Genomic DNA, 20,796 nt, shown 5'->3' on the forward strand with positions numbered 1-20,796 from the left:
TCATCGCCAGAGGCACGATCATCCACACCAGCAATAACAGCACCGATGGCGCAAGCATCACCCGCGCCAGACCGCTCGTGTTTCGAGTTGCCATTAGTCGTCCTCCCTCACGGATACAGTTATGAGTTTGAGCGGGATTTCAAATGAAAACCGCTCGCACTTCCCCCCATTTCGCTCCGGCGGCCTCTGCCGCAGGGGCATCCGGATTTATGATTGCCGTCAGTGGCGGCCTTCGCCCGTCGCCGCGTGATAGGTCGCCAGAACCTGATCCACAGCCGCGATCAAAATCTCTTCCGCGTCCTCGCCCGCAACTGTTGCGAGCGGTAATTCGCCGAGATACTGGCGCAGCAGGGTTTCGGGAATTGTCTTCCCATCCAGCGCCTTATGCAAGGCGGAAACGGCCTGCAACGCTTCCGGCCGCGTCCAGTAATAGCGGATGCGGTCGCTGTAACTATAGTGGCGCTGCAATCGCAGCGTGATGTCGTCGCCATGGTAATGGCCCTGCCAGTCGCCCGGCGCGCTCAACATCAGTTTTTCCATGGTCCGTGCCAGCGGCCGGTCGCCATAGGTGCCGACCATTTCGGATGCGATCATATCAAGCGCATAAAGCGCTTCCCGGTAAGCGAAGGTGAGGCCCGGACCGACTTTGAGGATCGGATATCCGTCGCGCACCAGTGCGGCAAGGGCAGGCTCGGTCTGGTAATCGGTGGAATGGGCCTCGAACACCAGCTGCGGTTCGCCGTCCAGAACGGCGCTCAGCGCTTCCGCGGCCTGCGGATCGTAAGCGACGACATTGTCGCTGCCGAATTCCACGCCCGGCTGCACGACGAAAGCGATGACCCGTTCGAAGGCTTGCGAAAGACCATGCTGCGCGAATATCTCGCGGTGAAGGTCGATGGTGTTGCGCGCTGCCTGCGGCTGCGTCGGCGCAACCGTGTCGAGCACATGGTCGGCACCGCCAGGCACCGGCACTTCGGTGCCGAGAATATAAAGCGGTTTGGGCAGGCCGGCATCGGTGGCCGCCTTTTCGGCAACGGCCGCAAGTTTGGCGGCGCGGTTGGCGATGGTGACGTCATCCAGCGCCGCCGGCTCACCGGCGCAGCCCATCGATGCATCGAGGTGAATCTTGCGAAAACCCGATGCCACATAGGCCTCGACCATGGCGGCGGCTTTTGTCAGCGCCTCTTCGGCTTTCTCCCTGCGCCAGGGGTTGGGGCCGAGATGATCGCCGCCGAAAATCAGCAGCTCGCCGGGCAGTCCTTCTTCCGCCGCGATGCCGTTGACAAAGGCAACAAAATCACGCGGTGTCATGCCGGTATAACCGCCGAGATGATTGACCTGGTTGCAGGTCGCCTCGATCAGCACGGCTGTCTTGCTGGCGGCGGCGCGGCGGATTGCGGCGCGCAGGACGACGGGGTGGGCCGAACAGACGGACGTGATGCCCGCGGGTTTGCCGGCGCGGCGGGCGGCGGCGAGATTTTCCAGAATGGCGGTCATAGGACTTCCTCCGACAATTGCGCGGCCATGAAGGCATCGAGTTCGGCAAGGCTGGCAGCGCCCTCCATGGGGCCGCGCCTGATGACGTTGTGGGCACCCGATGCATTGGCGTAAGCGAGCGCTTTTGCCGGGTGCATGCCGAGGCGGCGGCAGGTGAGGTAGGTTGCACCGAAACAGTCGCCGGCACCGGTCGGGTCGATTTCCGCCACCTTCAGGCCGGGGGCGTCGATGCGCCCATGGGCGCGGCTGAAATGGCTTGCGCCTTTCGCGCCGCGTTTCAGCACGATTTCGCCGACACCGGAGGCGAGCAGCTTTTCTATCGCCGCTTCCTCATCGTCCAGACCGGAGGCGGCCTGAAGTTCCTCGCCTGACGGCAGCAGGAGATCGGTGACGGCAAGCAGATCGTCGATCAGCCTGCGGCCTTCGTCACCCTGCGCCAGTTCCTTGCGGATGTTCGGATCGAAAGACACCGAACCGCCACGTGCCCTGACACTCCTGATTGCCTCCAGAATGATGTCGCCAATGCCGGCAATCGCGAAGGCCGATCCCATGACGTGCACATGGCCGGCTTTTTCGATGAGCGCCTGCGCTTCATCGGTCATCTGCGTTTCGCTGGCCGCCGAATGGGCGATGTTGAAAACGAAGTCGCGTGCGCCGTTCTCACGGTAGCGCACGAAGGCGCTGCCGGTCGGGCGATCTGGAATAGTGGCGATGGCCGAGACATCGACGCCGTCGCGGCGCAGTCTTTCGACATTGAGTCGGCCAAAATCGTCGTCACCGACTGCGGCAATGATGCCGGCGGTTCCGCCGCACCGCGCCACCTGATCGATGAAGATGGCCGGTGCGCCGCTCGGGAAAGGGCCGATCAGCGTTTGCGGCTCGAGAAAGCCGTTTCCCACCGTCGTCGCCATGATCTCCACGAGGATTTCGCCGGCCGTGATGGTCGGGCCCTGGGTCTGCGGCGCCAGTGTAGATGCCTGCCTCATCGTCTCCTCCATAAGCATGTGCTGCCGTCCTGCCGGGCAGGTGCATTTCCGGTCTGTTATTTTCTCGGATATCAGTTAAAGTTTACACGCGTCAAGATATTAATGGATGAAATATCTGCTGCAATGCAGCAAGGGAAATGCGCGAAATAATAAATTATGAAGTGAATATACTGGTGTAAACAAGGATTTATGCGGGTTTCGGGTGGTTCGGTTGCTCGATGATTTATTTTTGGATGTTGACAATGGATGCGATTTCGCGAGATAAAAAATTTACGCATGTATTGTTATGCGTGGACATCCGTAAAGGAGGAGCGGGTATCATGAGCAAATTCATTGGAATTCTGTCGTCGTCTGTGGTTGGGGCCGGGCTTCTGGCCGGGCTGGCGCAGGCGGAAGAGATCAACATCGCCACTGTCAACAATGGCGACATGATCATCATGCAGAAGCTTTCCAGCGCCTGGGAGAAGGAAACAGGCAACAAGATCAACTGGATCGTGCTGGAAGAGAATGTCCTGCGCGAACGCGTCACCACCGATATCGCCACCAATGGCGGCCAGTTCGACATCATGACCATTGGCGGTTACGAAGCGCCGATCTGGGGCAAGCAGGGTTGGCTGGCGCCCGTCGACGATCTCGGCGACGATTATGATTACGCCGATCTGCTCGACCCGATCAAAAAGGGCCTGACGGTGGACGGCAAGCTTTACGCCGTGCCGTTCTACACCGAAAGCTCGTTCACGCTTTACCGCAAGGATCTGTTCGACGCCGCCGGCCTGAAGATGCCTGACAATCCGACCTACGACCAGATCAAGGATTACGCCGCCAAGCTGACCGACAAGTCGAAACAGCAATATGGCATATGCCTGCGCGGCAAGCCGGGCTGGGGTGAAAACATGGCCTTCCTCGGCACCATGATCAACGCCTATGGCGGCCGCTGGTTCGACATGGACTGGAAACCGCAGCTGACGAGCGAGCCGTGGAAAAAGGCGATTGCGGATTATGTGGCGCTGATGACCTCCTACGGCCCGCCCGGTGCGGCCGCCAACGGCTTCAACGAAAACCAGACGCTGTTTTCATCCGGCCGTTGCGCCATGTGGATCGACGCCACCTCGGCGGCGGGCCGCGTTTATGACCCCAAGCAGAGCCAGGTTGCCGACAAGACCGCGTTTACGCGTGCGCCGGTGGAGGTAACGCCGAACGGTTCGAGCTGGTCGTGGTCCTGGAACCTTGCAATCCCAAACAGCACGAAGAAGCTTGAAACCGCCAAGTCCTTCGTCAAATGGGCGACTTCGAAGTCCTATGTGAAGACGGTTGGTGAAAGCGAGGGCTGGGTGGCCGTGCCGCCGGGTACGCGCAAATCCACCTATGAGCTGCCGGAATACAAGAAGGCTGCGCCTTTCGCGGATACGGTGCTGAAGGCGATCATGTCTGCCGATCCGTCCAAGCCGACCAAGGATCCGGTGCCCTATACCGGTGTGCAGTTCGTCGCCATACCGGAATTCCAGTCCATCGGTACGGTTGTCGGCCAGCAGATCGCGGCAGCCCTTTCCGGCCAGCAGACGGTCGATGCGGCGCTCGAAGGCGCGCAGAAACAGGTCGAACGTGACATGACCCGCGCGGGCTACATCAAGTAGCCGCGTCCTCCCGGCGTGCCGCCCGTTCGCCTTCTGGTGGCGGGCGGCATGGGTGGACACAGACCCGCCGCCCTCATTCCTGTGCCTGTCACAGGAATCCAGTCAGCCCAAGTCTTTGGGCTGGAAGGACTTTCTCGCCGCGTGAGAGCCGCGTCGGCTGGATTCCTGTGACAGGCACAGGAATGAGGGGAGTGAGGAAAAGCATCGAACAACAAACGAGCATGGCCAATTGACCCGCCATGCATCACGGAGATCGACATGAGATTGAACAACAAGGTTGCGCTGATCACCGGCGCTGCCCGCGGTATCGGCCTTGGTTTTGCGCAGGCTTTCGCTGCTGAGGGCGCAAAGGTCATCATCGCCGATATCGATATTGCCCGCGCCACGGCGTCTGCCGCCGCCATCGGCCCTTCGGCGAAGGCGGTGCGGCTGGATGTTACCGACCTCGCTCAGATCGATGCGGTGGTGAAGGCGGTGGATGAGGAGTTCGGCGGCATCGATATTCTCGTCAACAATGCCGCGATCTTCGATATGGCGCCGATCAACGGCATTACCGAAGAGAGCTATGAGCGGGTGTTCGACATCAATCTCAAGGGACCGCTGTTCATGATGAAGGCCGTCTCCAATGTCATGATCGAGCGCGCGCGCGGCGGCAAGATCATCAATATGGCAAGCCAGGCCGGCCGGCGCGGCGAGGCGCTGGTGACGCTTTATTGCGCCTCCAAGGCGGCGATCATTTCCGCCACGCAGTCGGCGGCGCTGGCGCTCGTCAAGCACGGCATCAATGTCAACGCCATTGCGCCCGGCGTCGTAGATGGCGAGCACTGGGAAGTGGTCGATGCGCATTTCGCCAAGTGGGAAGGCTTAAAGCCCGGCGAGAAGAAGGCGGCGGTGGCCAAATCCGTGCCGATCGGCCGTTTCGCCACGCCTGATGACATCAAGGGGCTGGCGGTTTTCCTCGCCTCCGCCGACAGCGATTATATTCTCGCCCAGACATACAATGTCGACGGCGGCAACTGGATGAGCTGAAAAGCCGGAGATGACCATGCATGCCATTCAATTCGTCGAGAAGGGACGCGCCGTGCTGGCGGAACTCCCCGTCGCCGATCTGCCGCCGGGTCACGCGCTCGTGCGGGTCAAGGCTTCGGGGCTTTGCCACACCGATATAGACGTGCTGCATGCGCGTTATGGTGACGGCGCGTTTCCCGTTATCCCCGGCCATGAATATGCCGGTGAAGTTGCAGCCGTGGCTTCCGATGTGACAGGCTTCAGGGCTGGCGACCGTGTGGCCGTCGATCCCAATCTGCCCTGCGGCACCTGTGCCAGCTGCAGGAAGGGGCTGACCAACCTTTGCAGCACGCTGAAGGCCTATGGCGTTTCCCACAATGGCGGCTTTGCCGAATTCAGCGTTGTGCGCGCGGATCACCTGCACGGCATCGGTTCGATGCCCTATCATGTCGCGGCACTTGCCGAACCGCTCGCCTGCGTCGTCAACGGCATGCAGAGCGCTGGCATCGGTGAGAGTGGCGTGGTGCCGGAAAGCGCGCTGGTGTTTGGCGCCGGTCCCATCGGCCTGCTGCTTGCCCTGTCGCTGAAAGCACGCGGCATTGCAACGGTGACGATGGCCGATATCAATGAAAGCCGGCTGGCCTTTGCCGAAAGTCTTGGGCTCAAGGTGGCGGTTTCGGGCTCGGAAGCGCTCTTGCGGCAACAAAAATCTTTTGATTTTGTGGCCGATGCGACGGGTATTGCCGCCGTTGCCGAAGCGATGATCCCGCTGGTCGCGGATGGCGGCACCGCGCTGTTTTTCGGCGTCTGCGCGCCGGATGCCCGCATTTCGGTGGCGCCTTTCGAAATCTTCCGGCGTCAGCTGAAGCTTGTCGGCTCCCATTCGCTGAACCGCAACATACCGCAGGCGCTTGCCATTCTGGAGACGGATGGCGATGTCATGGCGCGGCTGGTGTCGCACCGGCTGCCGCTTTCGGAAATGCTGCCGTTCTTTACGAAAAAACCGTCTGATCCGGCGACGATGAAAGTGCAGTTTGCGGCCGAATGATCGTTTGGCCGTTGATAACCATTCGACCGGCTTTTCGTGCGAAGGCCGGTCGATATAGAGTACCACATGTAATATTTCATGGGGGCAAGCACTTTGGCCAAATCTATCAGGACGATGGAAGAATTTTCGGAATTCGTCGGCCTTTCCCGCCCGACTGTTTCGAAATACTTCAATGATCCGGCCTCGGTCCGCAAGAAGACGCGGGACACCATCGAGGATGCGCTGAAGAAATCGGGCTTCCGGCCGAATATCTTCGCCGTCAACCTCAACCGCCGCCGTTCCAATATCATCGGCATCATCATTCCGAACTCCACCGACCCGTTCTACATGGCGCTGACGAGCCGCATCGAACTTATCGCCAACGAGGCGGGGTTCCTTGCCTTCGTGCTATCGTCGGATGGCAAGGCGGAAATCGAGGACCGGGCGATCCGCACCTTCAAGTCGATGAATGTGGCGGGCGCCATCATCGCGCCGCTCGGCGTCAAATCCCATCGCGCCACGCTGGAGCAGCTCGCGGCCAGCATTCCGATCGTTTATGTCGATTCGCCGCTGGATGAGACTTCGGCCTTTGTCGGCACGGACAACCGCCAGAGTGTCGGGCTGATGGTGGATTATCTCTGCCGTTCGGGCGAACCGCCCTGTTTCTTCGATATGCCGCAGGTCAATACCAACGCTGCGACACGCCGCACGGCCTATGAGGAAGCGATGCAGCGTCTGGGCTTCGAGCCGCATGTCATCGATGTTCCCGGCATCGTCACCTGGGATTTCGAGCGTTTCGCCTTTGATGAGGCGAGCAGGCTGCTGGATGGGGCAGGGCATTTGCCATCGCGCACCATTTTATGCGCCAATGACCGTATCGCCTTCGGCGTCATCGCCGCCGCCTTCCAGAAGGGCATCAAGGTTGGCCACGGAGCGGATTACGACCTCAGGGTTGCCGGCCATGACGACCATCCGCTGTCGCGTTATGCCTGCCCGCCGATTACCACGGTAGCGCAGAATTATAACGAGATCGGCAGGCTGTCGATCGAGCTTCTGCTGCAGAAGCTGGATGATGAGACGGATGGCACGACGCGGATGCGTGAACGCATCCTGCTCAGCGCCGATCTGATGCTGCGCAAATCGGCCTGATGCTTGTTAGATAAACTAAACGAAAAATCTGATTTTCTAAATAGAACTAATATCTGAACGCTCCTACTCTGGTCTCAAGGTTGCTTTGGGAGGCGACCGCGAGAGCCGGCGCAAGTGTGTGCCGGGATCCGGGAGGAACGCAGAAACGTCATGTGGCCAGCGCCGCGAGGGGTGAACCTTCGCAGCCTCGGTATCGCATGGCCTTCGCCGGGCAGTCTGGACATTCTCGCTAGCAATTTCCCCAGCGAAGGATGTCAAAACATGAATCTCTATTCTCTTCTGTCAGCGCGTGCAGCCGGCGGCAAACCTGTCCGGGTCGGTCTCATCGGCGCCGGCAAGTTCGGCTCCATGGTGCTGGCGCAGGCGCAGCGCATCGCCGGTTTCCACATGGTCGCCGTCGCAGACCTCAATGTCGGCAAGGCAAGGGAATCGTTTGACCGCGTTGGCTGGCCGAAGGAGCGTTACGACGCGACGAACTGCGCCGATGCGCTGAAGAGCGGCAAGACCTATGTGACCGACGATGTGAACGAGCTTTTCGCCTGCGGCGAGATCGAATGCGTGATCGAAGCGACCGGCCATCCGCTGGCCGGCGCGCGCCATGCACTGGGCGCCATTGAGCACAACAAGCACGTCGTCATGGTCAATGTCGAAGCCGATGTCATGGTCGGGCCGATCCTTGCTGAAAAGGCACGGGCCAAGGGCCTGATCTATTCCATGGCTTACGGCGACCAGCCGGCGCTGATCTGCGAGCTGGTGGACTGGGCGCGAGCCACCGGCTTCGAGGTCGTTTCCGCCGGCAAGGGCATGAATTTCGAGCCGCGTTACCGTTATTCGACGCCGGACACGGTCTGGGGTTATTTCGGCTGGACGGACGAGGAAGTGGCCAAGGGCGACTTCAATCCAAAAATGTACAATTCCTTCACCGACGGCACCAAGGCGGCCATTGAAATGGCGGCCGTCGCCAACGGCACGGGGCTGGATTGCCCGGATGACGGTCTGGCCTTCCCGCCCGCCGGCCTGCACGATCTCGCCCGCGTCTTCCGCCCCGCTGCCGATGGCGGCCGTATGTCGCGCTCCGGTCTGGTCGATATTGCCGCGAGCCAGGAGCCGGATGGACGCGAGGTGTTCAACAACATTCGTTACGGCGTTTTCGTCACCTTCAAGGCGCATAATGAATATGCCCGCGCCTGCTTCAAGCAATATGGCCTGCTGACCGATCCCTCCGGCTGGTACGCTTCCATGTGGCGCCCCTTCCACATCATCGGGCTGGAAACCTCCATCAGCGTGCTTTCCGCCGTGCTGCGCAATGAAGCGACCGGTTGCTCCAGGGAGTTCCGCGGCGATGCGGTGGCGACCGCGAAGAAGGACATGCAGCCCGGCGAGATGCTCGACGGCGAGGGCGGTTACGCGGTCTGGGCAAACGCCATTCCCGCCACCCGTAGCCTAGACATCAAGGCGCTGCCGATCGGCCTTGCCCATAATGTCAAGCTGAAGCGCGCCATCAAGAAAGACCAGATCGTCAGCTTCGACGATGTGGAGCTGGTCAATGATCTCGATGTGGTGAAGCTGCGCCAGGACATGGAAAACCAGTTCCGTCCGCAAAAGGACGCTGCGGCGTAATGGACGGGAGAGAGGACATGTCGAAGGGAGCTTTCGTGGTGATCGCAGAATTCCGGGTGAAGCCCGACGCGATGGACGCCTTTCTCGATGCGGCGCGCGATGACGCCAGGCACTCGGTTCAGGATGAACCGGGCTGCCGGCAATTCGATGTGGTGCGGCCGGAAACCGGAAACAACGTGGTGTTCTACGAGGTCTATGACGACAGACAGGCTTTCGACGATCATCTGAAAACACCACATCTCGACCGGTTTCGGGAAGCATTTCCCGCCCTCATCGAAGAAGAACTGCCGGTGCGTTTCCTGAACCGGCAATGGCTCTGAAAGATGGAAACGATGGCTGACATTCGCCGGATCGCCGTTATCGGAACGGGCATCATGGGCGCTCCGATGGCGGGGCGTCTGGCGGAGTCCGGGTTTTCCGTCAAAGCCTGGAATCGCAGCGCTGAAAAAGCTGCGGTTCTGGCGGCAAAGGGCGTGCAGCCGGCGGCCACGGCTGCCGAAGCTGCGGCCGAAGCCGATGTCGTCATCTGCATGCTGAGTTCCGGGCAGGTCTGCAACGAGGTTCTGTTCGGTGCCTCGGGTGTCGTTTCCACCATGAAGCCCGGTGCTATTCTGCTGGTGATGAGTTCCATCCCGGTCGACAGCGCACGGGAACAGGCGGAGGCGGCAAAGGCTTATGGCGTCGCTTATGTCGACGCACCGGTTTCCGGCGGTGAAAAAGGGGCGATCGAGGGAACGCTCGCCATCATGGCCGGTGGTGAACAGCGGGATGTGGATGCATTGCGGCCACTCCTCAATTGCCTTGGCCGCGTCACCCATGTCGGGCCGGTGGGTTGCGGCTCATTGGCCAAGCTTGCCAACCAGCTGATCGTCGCTTCGACAATCTGCGCCGTTGCCGAGGCTTTGACGCTGGTTGAAGCGGGGGGAGCCGACCCGGCGCTGGTGCGTCAGGCTTTGCTGGGCGGTTTTGCCGAGTCCACCGTCTTCCGCCAGCACGGCAAACGCATGGTGGAGGGCGATTTCCGCCCCGGCGGCCCGGCGAAATACCAGGTGAAGGATACGTCCACGGCGCTGGCTTTCGCCGAAAGCCGTGGCCTGAAATTACCGGTCGGCGAGGAGGTTGACCGGCTGTTCCGCTCCATGGTCGAGCATGGCGCGGGTGAGCTTGATCACAGCGGTGTGATCCTTGAGATTAAGCGCATGAATGCGTTCGGAGGAACGCTCGAAACTGTCCAGAGCATTTCCAGTAAAAGTGCGTAGCGGTTTTACGTCCGGATAATGCGCTAAAACAAAGAGATAGAGCACGTCCAAAGATTCCGTTTTAACCGGACGTGCTTCATAGATAACAAGGGAGGAACACATGAAAATTTCGAAACTTTACGGGCTGGCTCTCGCCGCCACCATGCTGGTCGCATCCATCGCGCAGGCTGAAACGCTGACGCTTTCGACGCCGGATGCCGACAATTCCGAAATCACGCTCGCCGCCAACAAGTTTGCCGAGATCGTTTCGAAAAAGACCGACGGTAAACTCAAGATCAAGGTATTCCCGAACGGCACGCTTTATGGCGGCGACCCTTCGGCGGGCGTCAAGCAGCTGGCCGGCGGTTCGCTGGACATGCTTTTGAATTCGACCTCGCTTTACGCGACCTTCAATCCGAAATTCACGGCCATCGCCATTCCCTACCAGTTCCGCGATATCGACCAGCTCCGGGTCTATCTCGACAGCGATCTCGGCAAGGAGCTTTCCACCGATCTGAGCAAGATCGGCATTCTCGGGCTCGATCTCTGGTCGCGGCCGCTGCGCCAGATCACCAATTCCAAGGCGCCGATCAAATCGCCGGCTGATCTCAAGGGCATGAAGCTGCGGGTGCCGAACAATCCGCTCTGGGTCGAATTCTTCGGCGCCATGGGGGCTGCGCCGACGCCGATGGCCTTCGCCGAGGTTTACAATGCGCTCCAGCTCAAAGTTGTTGATGGACAGGAAAATCCGGTCAACGTGCCTGTCAGCGCCAAGCTTTACGAAGTGCAGAAATATCTGACGATCAGCAACCACATTGCTGACGCCTGGGTGCTGGGCGTGAACCCGGCCCGCTTTGAAGGTCTCGACGAGGGCTTCAAGACGGCGCTGAAGGAGGCTGCCACCGAAACCGAACTTTGGAAAGCGCAGAACGACGCTGCCGATATAGACAAGTCGCTTGAGACGCTGAAGAAGAACGGCATGGAGGTCAACACGTTGACCGATGACGAACGCAAGGCCTTCGTAGAGGTCGCGGCCGGGCTTTCGGCGAAGTTCTCGGCGCTGGTGAAAGATCAGGCGTTCTTCGACAAGACGCAGGCTTTCCTGAAGACGAACTGACGTTTCCCGCAGTTGGACGGCCGGGCCTGCATCTTTTGGCAGGCCGGTCGTCCCCAAACGTCAGCAGGCGTTGCTTTGCCGGAAAGGCAGGGTGGCATTCGTTTACCGGATATCCGGTTTCAGCAGTGGAAGGGTATTGTCATGCGCGATACGAAACCTTCGGTGCTCGGCACCATCGTAAAACTCATCGCCGATATAGCCGCGGGGGCAGCCTGTGCAGGCATTCTCATCGTCGTGCTTCTTCAGGTCATCGGCCGCCTCATCGGCAGTCCGCTTCCCTGGACCGAGGAGGCAACCCGCTTTCTTTTCATCTGGATGGTCTTCCTTGGCCTTGCGGCCGGTTTCCGCACCGTGGAAAGCGCCCGTGTCGTGGTGTTTCTGGTGCTGTTCCACCGCTTCTTCCGGCGGCTGGCGGTGCCGATCTATGTCGGTTCATCGGTGTTCTTCTTCGGCATGATGGGCTGGACGGGTTTCACCCTGGTGCGCCAGCAGATCATGATGAACGAGACCGCCGCCACCCTGCCGATCCCGATGTGGGCCATCGGCATGGTTTTGCCCGCTTCCGCCATCATCGCCGTGCTCGCCATCATCGAATCGCTGCGCAGCCGCCGGGAGCTCATAGCGCTTCCCGAGCTTGGCCTTCCGGCGGACGAGATCGCCCATGCCGATATCTCCATTTCAGCAGGACATTGAGCCATGTCGGTCTTTCTTCTCATCGCCTTTTTCGGTCTCAGCATGCTCGGCGTGCCGCTTGCCATCGCGCTGGCGCTCGCCAGTGTCGGCACGCTGTGGCTCTTCACCTCCATGCCCATGGACCTGCTGTCGCAGACGATGTTCTCATCGATGAACTCCTTCCTTCTTGTCGCCGTGCCGCTGTTCATTCTGGTCGGCACGGTCATGGAGCGGGGGCGGGTGGCGGAGCGCATCTTCGATTTCGCCGAGGCCATGGTCGGCTGGCTTCCCGGCGGGCTCGGCCACGTCAACGTCATCTCATCGGTGATCTTTTCCGGCGTCTCCGGCTCGTCCGTCGCCGATATCGCCTCGGTCGGCGCCATCGAGATCAAGGCCATGGAGCGGCACGGATTTCCGAAGGGTTATGCCGTCGGCATGACACTCTGCACCTCGACGCTCTCCTCGATCATTCCGCCGTCGATCCTGATCGTGATTGCCGGTTCCATCGCCAACGTGTCGATCGGCACGTTGCTGATCGCCGGTCTGGTGCCCGGCCTCTTCATCGCCTTCGCCTTTCTGGTGTTCAACCACTTCTATTCGGTGCATTACGGTTACAATCCGCCGACGCCGTTCAATTTCCGCTTGGTGGTCGTCACCGGTCTGCGCGCCATCCTGCCGATGCTGACACCGCTGATCCTGATCATCGGCATTGCCAGCGGCCTGTTCACGCCAACGGAGGCAGCTGCCATCGCGGTGGTTTATGTGGCGGTGCTTGGCGTCATCGTCTATCGCACGCTGCCGGTGCGGGAATTGCCGGAAATATTGATCTCAACGGCGCGCATTTCCGGCACCATCCTGTTCATCGCCGCCACCTCGCAGCTCGCCGCCTGGGTCTTCACCTTCGATGGGCTGCCCGAACAGGCGGCCGAGCTTTTGCAGGCGATGAACCTTGGCCCGATGACCGGCATGCTCGTCATCTTCGTCTTCCTGCTGATCATCGGCATCTTCATGGAAGCGATCCCGGCGATGTTCATCCTCATCCCCGTGCTGATGCCGCCGGTCGAGGCACTGGGCATCGATCCGATCCATTTCCTGATCGTGACTGTCATGACGCTGACACTCGGGCTGGTGACGCCGCCGGTGGGGGTCTGCCTGTTTGCTGCAGCACAGGTGGCGAATATGAAGATCGAGGATGTCATTCGCGGTTCGCTGGCGCCGATGACGGTGCTGACGCTTGCCATCTTCGCGCTGGTATTGTTCCCGGTGCTGACGCTCGGGCCAATCCGGCTGATGGGGCTTTATTGACGCGAAAACGGATTGCCTGAACCATCAGACAACGCGACGGGCTTGCCACTCGTCGCGTTGTTTTCGCATCCACTCCAGAAACAGCATGACTTTTCTCTGCCGCAGATGGGAATGCGGGCAAACGATCCATTGGGTGACGAGCTTGATGCGCGGCGCGTCCGTCACGGCCGGCACCAGCATCTTGTCCTGCAGCTCCCGCTCCATCATCAAGGTGCTTTCCAGCGCCACGCCGATGCCGAGAACGGCGGCATCGATGGCCATGTGGCTGCGGTCGAACAGGACCCGCCGCCAGCGCTTTTCGGCTGTCACGCCGGCCAGAGGGAACCAGTGGTTCCATTGCGCCTGCGCCTTCACCGAATGGATCAGCCGCTGGTTCTGCAATTCCTCGGGCAGAAATTTACCCGCACCCTGATAATTCGGCGAACAGACCGGCAGGAATTCCTCCTCCACCAGCCCTTCGACGAAGAGGCCCGGCCAGCGGCCATCGCCATGGCGCAGCTCTATATCGACGAGTTCCTGCGAAAAATCGGTCGGCTCGTTGGTGCCGTCGAGGCGTACTTCAAGTTCGGGGTGCTCCTCCAGAAACGAGCCGAGACGCGGCAGCAGCCATTTGTTGGAGATGGTCGGCGTCGCCCGGATCGTCAGCGTGGTGACCGAGCGGAAGCCGCGAATACTGTCGGTGGCGTCTGATATCTGTTCGATCTGGGCGGTGATCATCGAGAAATAGCGCTCGCCCGCTTCGGTCAATGTCACCTTGCGGCCGGTTCGCGCCATCAGGGTCGTGCCGAGCTGGCCTTCCAGCAACTGGATCTGCTGGGAAACGGCAGATGGTGTGACGCTCAGTTCCTCCGCCGCCCGGGAAATGCTGCCCGCCCTTGCCGCGGCGTGGAAAACGAGGATCGATTTTATCGGGATTTGCATGGGTAGGGCTTTGCTCAACGGAATACGGCGGTCACCTGAGTATCACAGGTGACCGCCGTGTTGAAAAGCGTTGAACGCGAGGCTTTTAGCGGTGGCTCGGCAGTTTCGGCAGGAACACCGTGAGCAGGCCGAGCAGCGGCATGTAGGAGCAGATGCGGTAGACGAATTCGATGCCTTCCTTATCCGCATAAACACCCAGAACCGCAGCGCCGATGCCGCCGAAACCGAAGGCGAAACCGAAGAACATGCCGGCGATGAGGCCGACGCGGCCCGGCACCAGTTCCTGCGCGAACACGACGATGGCCGAGAAGGCGGAGGAGAACACGAAGCCGATGACGACGACGAGAATGGCCGTCCAGAACAGGTTCGCATAGGGCAGCAGCAGCGCGAAGGGAATGACGCCGAGGATCGAGAACCAGATGACGACGCGCGAGCCGAAACGGTCGCCGATCGGGCCACCAAAGAACACGCCCAGTGCCGAAGCGCCGAGGAAGAGGAACAGCAGAACCTGCGCGTCCTGAACACCAAGACCGAACTTGTCGATGGTGTAGAAGGTGAAGTAGCTGGACAGGCTGGCGAGATAGGCATTCTTGGTGGCGGTCAGAACCACCAGCACCAGAAGCGTCATCATGACAGTGCCACGCGCAAGGGGAAGCGTGCGGCTGGCCGGCGCCTTGCCGACCGTTGCGCGGCGGTGGCGGGTGTACCAGACGCCAACCCAGGAAAGCACGCCAAAACCGACGAGCGCGATCAGCGAGAACCAGCTGAGGCTCGTCTGGCCGAGCGGGATGACGATGAAGGCGGCGAGCAGCGGGCCGATGGCCGTGCCGGTATTGCCGCCCACCTGGAAGAAGGACTGCGCCAGACCATGACGGCCGCCGGATGCGAGACGCGCAACGCGGGAGGCTTCCGGATGGAAGATCGCCGAACCGATGCCGATGAGGCAGGCGCCGATCACCAGAACCTCGAAACTATGGGCAAAAGCAAGCGTGATGAGGCCGGCGCAGGTGGACAGCATGGCGACGGGCAGGGAGAAGGGCATGGGCCAGCGGTCCGTCACCATGCCGACGACCGGCTGCAGCAGCGAGGCGGTGACCTGAAAGGCGAAGGTCAGCAGGCCGATCTGCATGAAATCGAGCGCGTAATTCGCCTTCAGCAGCGGATAAAGCGACGTCAGCAGCGATTGCATGATGTCGTTCAGCATGTGGCAGAAGCTTGCGGCTGCGATGATCGAAAACGCCGTGCGTTGCGGATTGAAGCTGTTGCCGGCGCTGGTAACAGTGGCCATGATGAAGTCCTCTCGGGTTCCCGGCGGAAGACGGGAAACATGTCTTTATTTCTTCCCGCTTTTATTCATATTGTTTCTGGCCTGCATTTGTGTTCTGGACGATTTTCTTTGTGAGTGGGCCAAATGGCAAAAATCAAATCGTTGATCTACGGCTCCTTCTCGGCCGAAGACCACAACTATATGCTGAACCTGATCGACGGCACCAACGAACCGGTGCTGGCGCTTTGCCGCACCTATTCCAAGGGACATCTGGGACCGGTCCACAGCCATCGCCGGACGCAGATCTGGTATGCGCATCAGGGCGTCGTTCTGGTCAGCACCGCAGATGGCCGCTGGATGATACCGCCCGGACACGGGCTTATTATTCCCGCAGGGCTGGAACATGAATCGGAGACCATTTCGACGGTGGAAATGCATTCGATCTATGTTCATCCCGACCTGTTTCAGGCGGAGGTGCCAAGGGTGGTGGAAATCACCGCACTTGCCTCCAGCCTGATTGCGGAATTGCTGAGCGAAGAGCATCAACCGGTCGCCTTCCATCGGCGCGGTCTGGTGCGGGCGCTGTTGCTGGACGAAATCAACCGTCTGCCGGAACGCCCGCTCGGATTGCCATTTCCCGGCAATCAGCGCCTTGCCGGATTATGCCGCGATTTCCTGAACAGGCCTGTGGCGCGGGTGGAGATCGATGACTGGGCGGCCGCCATGGGCATCAGCCGGCGCTCCTTCACACGGCTGTTTCGCAAGGAGCTGGGGGTAAGCTTCGTCACATGGCGGCAGCAGGCGTGTATTTTCGCCTCGCTGCCAAGGCTTGCGGCGGGCGAGGCTGTGACCAATGTGGCGCTGGATGCCGGTTATGAGAACATCCCGGCTTTCACCACCATGTTCCGGCGAATGCTGGGCAGCTCGCCCCGGGCTTATCGTCAGGCGGCGCGGCAGCGCAGCGCTGCTTCTTCCGATTTTGAAGAGATGAATGGCTAGGGTTGGGGGTGCTCACTCGCCCTCATCCCTGTGCTCGTCACAGGGATCCAGCCAGCCCAAGTCCTTGGGCTGAAAGGACTCTTCTCGCCGCGCAGACGCGCGTCGGCTGGATTCCTGTGACGAGCACAGGAATGAGGGTAATCTAAGCCGCAGCCGCCCGCATATCGCGGCGAAAATCGGAAGGCGACATGCCTGATATCTGGCGAAAGGCCTTGTTGAAGGCGCTGACCGAGCCGAAGCCGCTTTCCATGGCGATCTGCAAAATATTGTCCTTGCCGATCATCAGCATTGCCTGCGCGCGGGAAAGCCTGAGCAGCGTCAAATATTTGATCAGCGTCATGCCGGTGGATTTGCGAAACAGGTTCATCGCATATTTCGGATGCAACGAGGCGGCGCGGGCAATATCGGTTGCGTCGATATCGTCGAGAAAATTGGCGGCGATGAAATCGCACATGCGCACCACGCCGATGGAGGGCGCCATGCCCTCGTCATCTTCACGGCGTCTGCCATCGGCGGCGGACGATATGACAGAATAGGGCTCGAGGAACATCCGCTCCACCCTCAGCAGCAATTCCTCCACCGCGTGTTGTGCCTTTGCCGGATCGCCCGAGGTAACGTAACGGAACCAGCGACCAAAATTTTCCGAATCCGCCCTGTCGGTCTCAGCGCTCACCATCGTAGCACCACCCATCAGCTGGCTGGAGACGGCGGCCGGTAGGCGCATGCGGAAGAAATGCACGAGCGGCAGATGCGCACCGGCATAAAAGGAATCCTCGGAGGAGCGGTCCATCTGATGCGGCTGGCCACCCCAGAAAATGCACATCTGGCCGGCATCGAGCGAGAGTTCATGGTCGCCCATGCGGTAATGGACCGATCCCGACATCACATAATTCACCTCCACCTGAGCATGCCAGTGGGGGCGGAGCATGATGGGCGGGTGGTTATGGAAAAGCTGAAGCGTCGTCGGCATGCCTTCGATGCTGCTCGCTCCCGGCTGGTAGAAGGCTCTTTCAGCAATCTTACTTTCCGCCAAATCGATGTTCCCTTTTTACGAGACAGATTTCCTGCCGCCGCTAATGTGCCCATGTTCGCTGAAGAACGGCAATTGAAAAAGGGAGGTTTTCAATGTGCTTGAAATTTCTTGGCGCGTCTACGGCCATGCTGCTTCTCGCAGCCCCGGCTTTCGCGCAAACAGAAACCGTCACCATCTGGAGCTGGAATGTCGCGGCTTCCGCGCTGAAATCCACGGTCGAAGGCTTCAACAAGCAGAATCCTGACATTAAGATCGTTGTTGAAGATCTTGGAAATAATCAGGTTTTCGACAAGACGCTGGCCGCCTGCGCAGCCGGTGGCGATGGGCTGCCGGATATTGTCACCATCGAAAATTTCGAGGCGGAACTGTTCTGGAGCCGCTTTCCCGATTGTTTCGCCAATCTGACCGAGCTTGGTTATACGCCTGAGAAACAGGCGCTTTTCCCGGATTTCAAGCGCACGGAGCTGGAGGTTGACGGTGTCGCCTATGCGGTTCCGTGGGATTCAGGCCCCGTGGCTGTCTTTTATCGCCGCGACTTCTATGAGAAGGCAGGCGTCGATCCGGCCACCATCAAAAGCTGGGATGATTTCATCGCCGCCGGCAAGAAGGTCATGGCCGCCAATCCCGGCACCGTCATGGCGCAGGCCGATTTTAACGGCGACAGCGAATGGTTCCGCATGATCGCCAATGAGCAGGGATGCGGTTACTTTTCGACAGATGGGCAGAACATCACCATCAACAAGCCGGCCTGTGTCGCGACCTTGGAAAAGGTCAAGGAAATGAAGGATGCGGGCATCATCACGGCCGCGATCTGGGACGAAAAAATCCAGGCAAACACGGCAGGCAAGGCTGCAAGCCAGATGTACGGCGCCTGGTATGAAGGCACGGTCCGTTCCGGCTCACCCGACCTTTCCGGCAAATGGGGCGTCTATCTGATGCCGAGCCTGACGCCTGACGGTCCGCACGCGGCCAATCTCGGCGGTTCGTCGCTGGCGATCAGTTCCACATCCCAGCACAGGCAAGCCGCTTGGAAATATATCGATTACGCGCTCACCACCAATGAGGGGCAGGTGACGATGCTGAAGTCCTTCGGCCTCGTTCCTTCGCTGCTGTCCGCCATCGACGATCCTTTCGTCAAGGAAAAGCAGCCCTATTGGGGCGGGCAGGCGGTGTGGACCGACATTCTCGCCACCCTGCCGAAGATCGTGCCGAGCCGCGGCACGGCGTTCCAGTCGGATGCGGATGCGATCTACAAGGCGACGCAGACGAAATATTTCGCGGGCGGTTATCCCGATGCGAAAGCGGCGCTTGATGATGCGGCCAAGCAGATCGAAACGGCGACGGGGCTTCCCGTAGCGGAGTAAGCCGGTGGTTTAGGAGCCGAGCGGGTGCCACGAATTTCTTCTCCCCGAGGGGGAGAAGTCCGCGGCAGCGGGATGAGGGGGCCACGTCAGTGATAGACCGAGAGCTTGCCCCCTCATCCGACCCTTCGGGCCACCTTCTCCCCCTCGGGGAGAAGAAATAGGCCGCGCCGCCTTGTCATGGCCTCGCCCTCAAAACGGGGGCGGGCCTCTTTCAAGCTTTTCCATTTACCCGGCCGAACCGCCGGCATCTGGAGGTCGTCATGCCGTCAAGGAACAGGATCGCTTATGCGTTCCTTGCGCCCTATCTCCTGATTTTCGCCACCTTCTGGGTCTGGCCGATCATCAGCTCGTTCATGCTGTCGTTCCAGAACACGCGGATCAATCCGTGGCGGTTTGCGCCTTCCATGAACTGGGGGCGGCTCGTTTCCGATCCGGCCTTTTATAATGCGCTTTATAATACGCTGATCATTCTGGTCATTCAGGTGCCCGTGATGATCGCGCTCGCCACCGTCATGGCGGTGCTGTTGAATTCGCCGCTCCTGAAGGCGCGGCCGCTTTATCGTTTTGCCTTTTTTGCGCCTGTCGTCGTCGGCGAGGTCGCCTATGCGGCGGTGTTCCGGCTGATGTTCAGCGCCGATTTCGGCATCATCAACAAACTCATTACGTCAGTCGGCCTTTCGCCGGTCTCATGGTTCGACAATGCCAATGCGGCCATGGCGCTGGTCATCATCGCCGTCACCTGGCGCTGGGCGGGGTATAACGCCATCATCATTCTGGCCGGGCTGCAATCCATTCCGGGTGATGTTTACGAGGCGGCGACGCTGGACAAGGTGAGCAAGCGCCAGCAGTTCTTTTATATCACCCTGCCGCTTCTCAAACCCATCATCCTCTTCTGCGTCGTCCTGTCGGTCATCGGCACCATGCAGCTGTTTGCCGAACCCTTCCTCATCACCAACAGGGGTGGGCCGGGCGGCGGAACGGAGACGCTCGGGCTGTTCCTTTATCGCCAGGGCTTCACCTCGCTCAATTTCGGTTATGCCTCGGCCATCGCCTATACCATGGCGGCGCTCGCCATCGCCATTTCACTCCTCAATCTCTGGGTCGGGAGGGAGCCGAAATGAGATCGAAATCCAGATCGCTGTTCTGGCAGAAAATCGCCCTGCATGCGGCGCTGACGCCGCTCGCCATCATCTGGCTGTTTCCGCTGTGGATGATGTTCGTGTTCTCGACCATGCCGGATTACGGCATTTTCAGCCCGGACATTGTTCTGGTTCCATCCACCAACTTCGTCGAGAATTTCAACAACCTGCAGGCGGATACCAATTTCCTCAGGGCCATGTTCATCTCGATCACCGTCGCCGTCATTTACACCGTGCTTTCGGTGTTCCTGACGTCAATGGCCGGCTGGGCGCTGGCGCGTTACCGCTTTGCCGGACGCGGAGTGGTGATCGCCATCATTCTCGGCACCATCACTTTGCCTTTTGCCGTCGTCGTCATCCCGCAATTCATCATGGTGGCGCGGGAATTCAAGCTCGCCAACACCTGGGTGGCGCTGATCGTGCCGCCGCTGTTCAATTCGCTCGGCGTACTGTTCATGCGGCAATCCTTCTCGATGATGCCGACGGAACTTTTCGACGCGGCACGCGTGGAGGGCGTCAAGGAATGGCAGATCTTCCTGCGCATCGCCCTGCCATTGGCGCGACCCACCATGGCGGCGCTGTCTATCATTCTTTTCCTGGCCTCGTGGAACAATTACCTCTGGCCGCTTCTCATCAATTCCCGCCCAGGAATGATGACCGCACCCGTGGCGCTTGGCACCCTCATCGGGCTCACCAAAGTGTCATGGGGCGGCATCATGGCCGGCGCGGTGCTGCTCACCGCACCCGTTCTCGTGGTTTTCGTGGCTTTGCAGCGTCACTTCATCGCCGGCATTTCCGCCGGGGCAGTCAAGTAAGGGGG

General features: G+C 60.1%; 19 protein-coding genes and 1 pseudogene. 14 read left to right on the forward strand and 6 right to left on the reverse strand.

Annotated elements, in window-relative coordinates; translation table 11 throughout:
- The 3 genes and pseudogenes from ACIQUH_RS21960 to ACIQUH_RS21970 all read right to left on the reverse strand — a co-directional run.
- Positions 1-94: pseudogene (locus ACIQUH_RS21960) on the reverse strand (sugar ABC transporter permease); the annotation flags it as partial.
- A 125-nt stretch (positions 95-219) separates the two neighbouring features.
- On the reverse strand, positions 220-1,497 hold the full coding sequence (locus ACIQUH_RS21965) for a D-tagatose-bisphosphate aldolase, class II, non-catalytic subunit (RefSeq protein ID WP_400818930.1): 1,278 nt from the start codon (positions 1,495-1,497) through the stop codon (positions 220-222).
- The gene (locus ACIQUH_RS21970; RefSeq protein WP_400818933.1) at positions 1,494-2,501 is read right to left on the reverse strand and encodes a sugar kinase; all 1,008 of its coding nucleotides are present in this window, start codon (positions 2,499-2,501) and stop codon (positions 1,494-1,496) included. The genes ACIQUH_RS21965 and ACIQUH_RS21970 overlap by 4 nt, the downstream gene beginning before the upstream one ends.
- Before the next feature lie 302 nt (positions 2,502-2,803).
- Here ACIQUH_RS21970 and ACIQUH_RS21975 point away from each other — a divergent pair, with 302 nt between their 5' ends.
- The 10 genes from ACIQUH_RS21975 (at position 2,804) to ACIQUH_RS22020 (ending at position 13,253) form a co-directional block, all read left to right on the forward strand.
- Entirely contained in the window at positions 2,804-4,117 is a 1,314-nt protein-coding gene (locus ACIQUH_RS21975) for an ABC transporter substrate-binding protein (RefSeq protein WP_400818935.1), read from the forward strand.
- A gap of 258 nt (positions 4,118-4,375) precedes the next feature.
- The gene (locus ACIQUH_RS21980; protein ID WP_400818937.1) at positions 4,376-5,146 is read left to right on the forward strand and encodes a galactitol 2-dehydrogenase; all 771 of its coding nucleotides are present in this window, start codon (positions 4,376-4,378) and stop codon (positions 5,144-5,146) included.
- A 16-nt stretch (positions 5,147-5,162) separates the two neighbouring features.
- Positions 5,163-6,173, forward strand: a complete 1,011-nt coding sequence (locus ACIQUH_RS21985; protein WP_400818940.1) for a D-altritol 5-dehydrogenase — start codon at positions 5,163-5,165, stop codon at positions 6,171-6,173.
- A gap of 114 nt (positions 6,174-6,287) precedes the next feature.
- Complete coding sequence (locus ACIQUH_RS21990; RefSeq protein WP_400819207.1) at positions 6,288-7,301, forward strand: LacI family DNA-binding transcriptional regulator; 1,014 nt, start codon at positions 6,288-6,290, stop codon at positions 7,299-7,301.
- A 261-nt stretch (positions 7,302-7,562) separates the two neighbouring features.
- Positions 7,563-8,921, forward strand: coding sequence for an NAD(P)H-dependent oxidoreductase (locus ACIQUH_RS21995; RefSeq protein ID WP_161991469.1), 1,359 nt, complete (start codon positions 7,563-7,565; stop codon positions 8,919-8,921).
- Between the two features lie 17 nt (positions 8,922-8,938).
- A complete protein-coding gene (locus tag ACIQUH_RS22000; protein WP_127757480.1) occupies positions 8,939-9,241 on the forward strand; it encodes a putative quinol monooxygenase in 303 nt (100 codons plus the stop codon).
- Positions 9,242-9,253: 12 nt separating this feature from the next.
- Positions 9,254-10,180 carry an NAD(P)-dependent oxidoreductase gene (locus ACIQUH_RS22005; protein WP_400818942.1) on the forward strand — a complete coding sequence of 309 codons (927 nt, stop codon included), beginning with the start codon at positions 9,254-9,256 and terminating at the stop codon, positions 10,178-10,180.
- Between the two features lie 100 nt (positions 10,181-10,280).
- Positions 10,281-11,276 carry a DctP family TRAP transporter solute-binding subunit gene (locus ACIQUH_RS22010; RefSeq protein WP_400818945.1) on the forward strand — a complete coding sequence of 332 codons (996 nt, stop codon included), beginning with the start codon at positions 10,281-10,283 and terminating at the stop codon, positions 11,274-11,276.
- Positions 11,277-11,417: 141 nt separating this feature from the next.
- Positions 11,418-11,969 carry a TRAP transporter small permease gene (locus ACIQUH_RS22015; protein ID WP_400818948.1) on the forward strand — a complete coding sequence of 184 codons (552 nt, stop codon included), beginning with the start codon at positions 11,418-11,420 and terminating at the stop codon, positions 11,967-11,969.
- Between the two features lie 3 nt (positions 11,970-11,972).
- Positions 11,973-13,253 (forward strand): TRAP transporter large permease, encoded by a 1,281-nt coding sequence (locus tag ACIQUH_RS22020; protein ID WP_400818950.1) that lies wholly within the window; start codon positions 11,973-11,975, stop codon positions 13,251-13,253.
- A gap of 24 nt (positions 13,254-13,277) precedes the next feature.
- On the opposite strand, the gene ACIQUH_RS22025 is transcribed toward ACIQUH_RS22020, so the two are convergent.
- Positions 13,278-14,174 carry a LysR substrate-binding domain-containing protein gene (locus ACIQUH_RS22025; protein ID WP_065116543.1) on the reverse strand — a complete coding sequence of 299 codons (897 nt, stop codon included), beginning with the start codon at positions 14,172-14,174 and terminating at the stop codon, positions 13,278-13,280.
- An 85-nt stretch (positions 14,175-14,259) separates the two neighbouring features.
- The gene (locus ACIQUH_RS22030; protein WP_003522697.1) at positions 14,260-15,462 is read right to left on the reverse strand and encodes an MFS transporter; all 1,203 of its coding nucleotides are present in this window, start codon (positions 15,460-15,462) and stop codon (positions 14,260-14,262) included.
- Between the two features lie 123 nt (positions 15,463-15,585).
- On the opposite strand from ACIQUH_RS22030, the gene ACIQUH_RS22035 reads away from it, so the two are divergent.
- Positions 15,586-16,440, forward strand: a complete 855-nt coding sequence (locus tag ACIQUH_RS22035; RefSeq protein WP_400818955.1) for an AraC family transcriptional regulator — start codon at positions 15,586-15,588, stop codon at positions 16,438-16,440.
- A 142-nt stretch (positions 16,441-16,582) separates the two neighbouring features.
- On the opposite strand, the gene ACIQUH_RS22040 is transcribed toward ACIQUH_RS22035, so the two are convergent.
- The gene (locus ACIQUH_RS22040; protein ID WP_400819210.1) at positions 16,583-17,479 is read right to left on the reverse strand and encodes a helix-turn-helix domain-containing protein; all 897 of its coding nucleotides are present in this window, start codon (positions 17,477-17,479) and stop codon (positions 16,583-16,585) included.
- 86 nt (positions 17,480-17,565) lie between these two features.
- Here ACIQUH_RS22040 and ACIQUH_RS22045 point away from each other — a divergent pair, with 86 nt between their 5' ends.
- The 3 genes from ACIQUH_RS22045 (at position 17,566) to ACIQUH_RS22055 (ending at position 20,791) form a co-directional block, all read left to right on the forward strand.
- A complete protein-coding gene (locus ACIQUH_RS22045; RefSeq protein WP_400818957.1) occupies positions 17,566-18,837 on the forward strand; it encodes an ABC transporter substrate-binding protein in 1,272 nt (423 codons plus the stop codon).
- Between the two features lie 260 nt (positions 18,838-19,097).
- Positions 19,098-19,958, forward strand: a complete 861-nt coding sequence (locus ACIQUH_RS22050) for a carbohydrate ABC transporter permease (protein WP_065656190.1) — start codon at positions 19,098-19,100, stop codon at positions 19,956-19,958.
- Entirely contained in the window at positions 19,955-20,791 is an 837-nt protein-coding gene (locus tag ACIQUH_RS22055) for a carbohydrate ABC transporter permease (RefSeq protein WP_400818960.1), read from the forward strand. The genes ACIQUH_RS22050 and ACIQUH_RS22055 overlap by 4 nt, the downstream gene beginning before the upstream one ends.
- Positions 20,792-20,796: the final 5 nt, after the last annotated feature.

Origin of the sequence: Agrobacterium sp. NPDC090283 (genome assembly GCF_044769685.1) — a bacterium.
GTDB lineage: Bacteria > Pseudomonadota > Alphaproteobacteria > Rhizobiales > Rhizobiaceae > Agrobacterium.

Bases quoted from the DNA above. Each gene is read 5' to 3' on its own strand.
- ACIQUH_RS21965 (WP_400818930.1), bottom strand. From the start codon at position 1,497: ATGACCGCCATTCTGGAAAATCTCGCCGCCGCCCGCCGCGCCGGCAAA.
- ACIQUH_RS21970 (WP_400818933.1), bottom strand. From the start codon at position 2,501: ATGCTTATGGAGGAGACGATGAGGCAGGCATCTACACTGGCGCCGCAG.
- ACIQUH_RS21975 (WP_400818935.1), top strand. From the start codon at position 2,804: ATGAGCAAATTCATTGGAATTCTGTCGTCGTCTGTGGTTGGGGCCGGG.
- ACIQUH_RS21980 (WP_400818937.1), top strand. From the start codon at position 4,376: ATGAGATTGAACAACAAGGTTGCGCTGATCACCGGCGCTGCCCGCGGT.
- ACIQUH_RS21985 (WP_400818940.1), top strand. From the start codon at position 5,163: ATGCATGCCATTCAATTCGTCGAGAAGGGACGCGCCGTGCTGGCGGAA.
- ACIQUH_RS21990 (WP_400819207.1), top strand. From the start codon at position 6,288: ATGGAAGAATTTTCGGAATTCGTCGGCCTTTCCCGCCCGACTGTTTCG.
- ACIQUH_RS21995 (WP_161991469.1), top strand. From the start codon at position 7,563: ATGAATCTCTATTCTCTTCTGTCAGCGCGTGCAGCCGGCGGCAAACCT.
- ACIQUH_RS22000 (WP_127757480.1), top strand. From the start codon at position 8,939: ATGTCGAAGGGAGCTTTCGTGGTGATCGCAGAATTCCGGGTGAAGCCC.
- ACIQUH_RS22005 (WP_400818942.1), top strand. From the start codon at position 9,254: ATGGCTGACATTCGCCGGATCGCCGTTATCGGAACGGGCATCATGGGC.
- ACIQUH_RS22010 (WP_400818945.1), top strand. From the start codon at position 10,281: ATGAAAATTTCGAAACTTTACGGGCTGGCTCTCGCCGCCACCATGCTG.
- ACIQUH_RS22015 (WP_400818948.1), top strand. From the start codon at position 11,418: ATGCGCGATACGAAACCTTCGGTGCTCGGCACCATCGTAAAACTCATC.
- ACIQUH_RS22020 (WP_400818950.1), top strand. From the start codon at position 11,973: ATGTCGGTCTTTCTTCTCATCGCCTTTTTCGGTCTCAGCATGCTCGGC.
- ACIQUH_RS22025 (WP_065116543.1), bottom strand. From the start codon at position 14,174: ATGCAAATCCCGATAAAATCGATCCTCGTTTTCCACGCCGCGGCAAGG.
- ACIQUH_RS22030 (WP_003522697.1), bottom strand. From the start codon at position 15,462: ATGGCCACTGTTACCAGCGCCGGCAACAGCTTCAATCCGCAACGCACG.
- ACIQUH_RS22035 (WP_400818955.1), top strand. From the start codon at position 15,586: ATGGCAAAAATCAAATCGTTGATCTACGGCTCCTTCTCGGCCGAAGAC.
- ACIQUH_RS22045 (WP_400818957.1), top strand. From the start codon at position 17,566: ATGTGCTTGAAATTTCTTGGCGCGTCTACGGCCATGCTGCTTCTCGCA.
- ACIQUH_RS22050 (WP_065656190.1), top strand. From the start codon at position 19,098: ATGCCGTCAAGGAACAGGATCGCTTATGCGTTCCTTGCGCCCTATCTC.
- ACIQUH_RS22055 (WP_400818960.1), top strand. From the start codon at position 19,955: ATGAGATCGAAATCCAGATCGCTGTTCTGGCAGAAAATCGCCCTGCAT.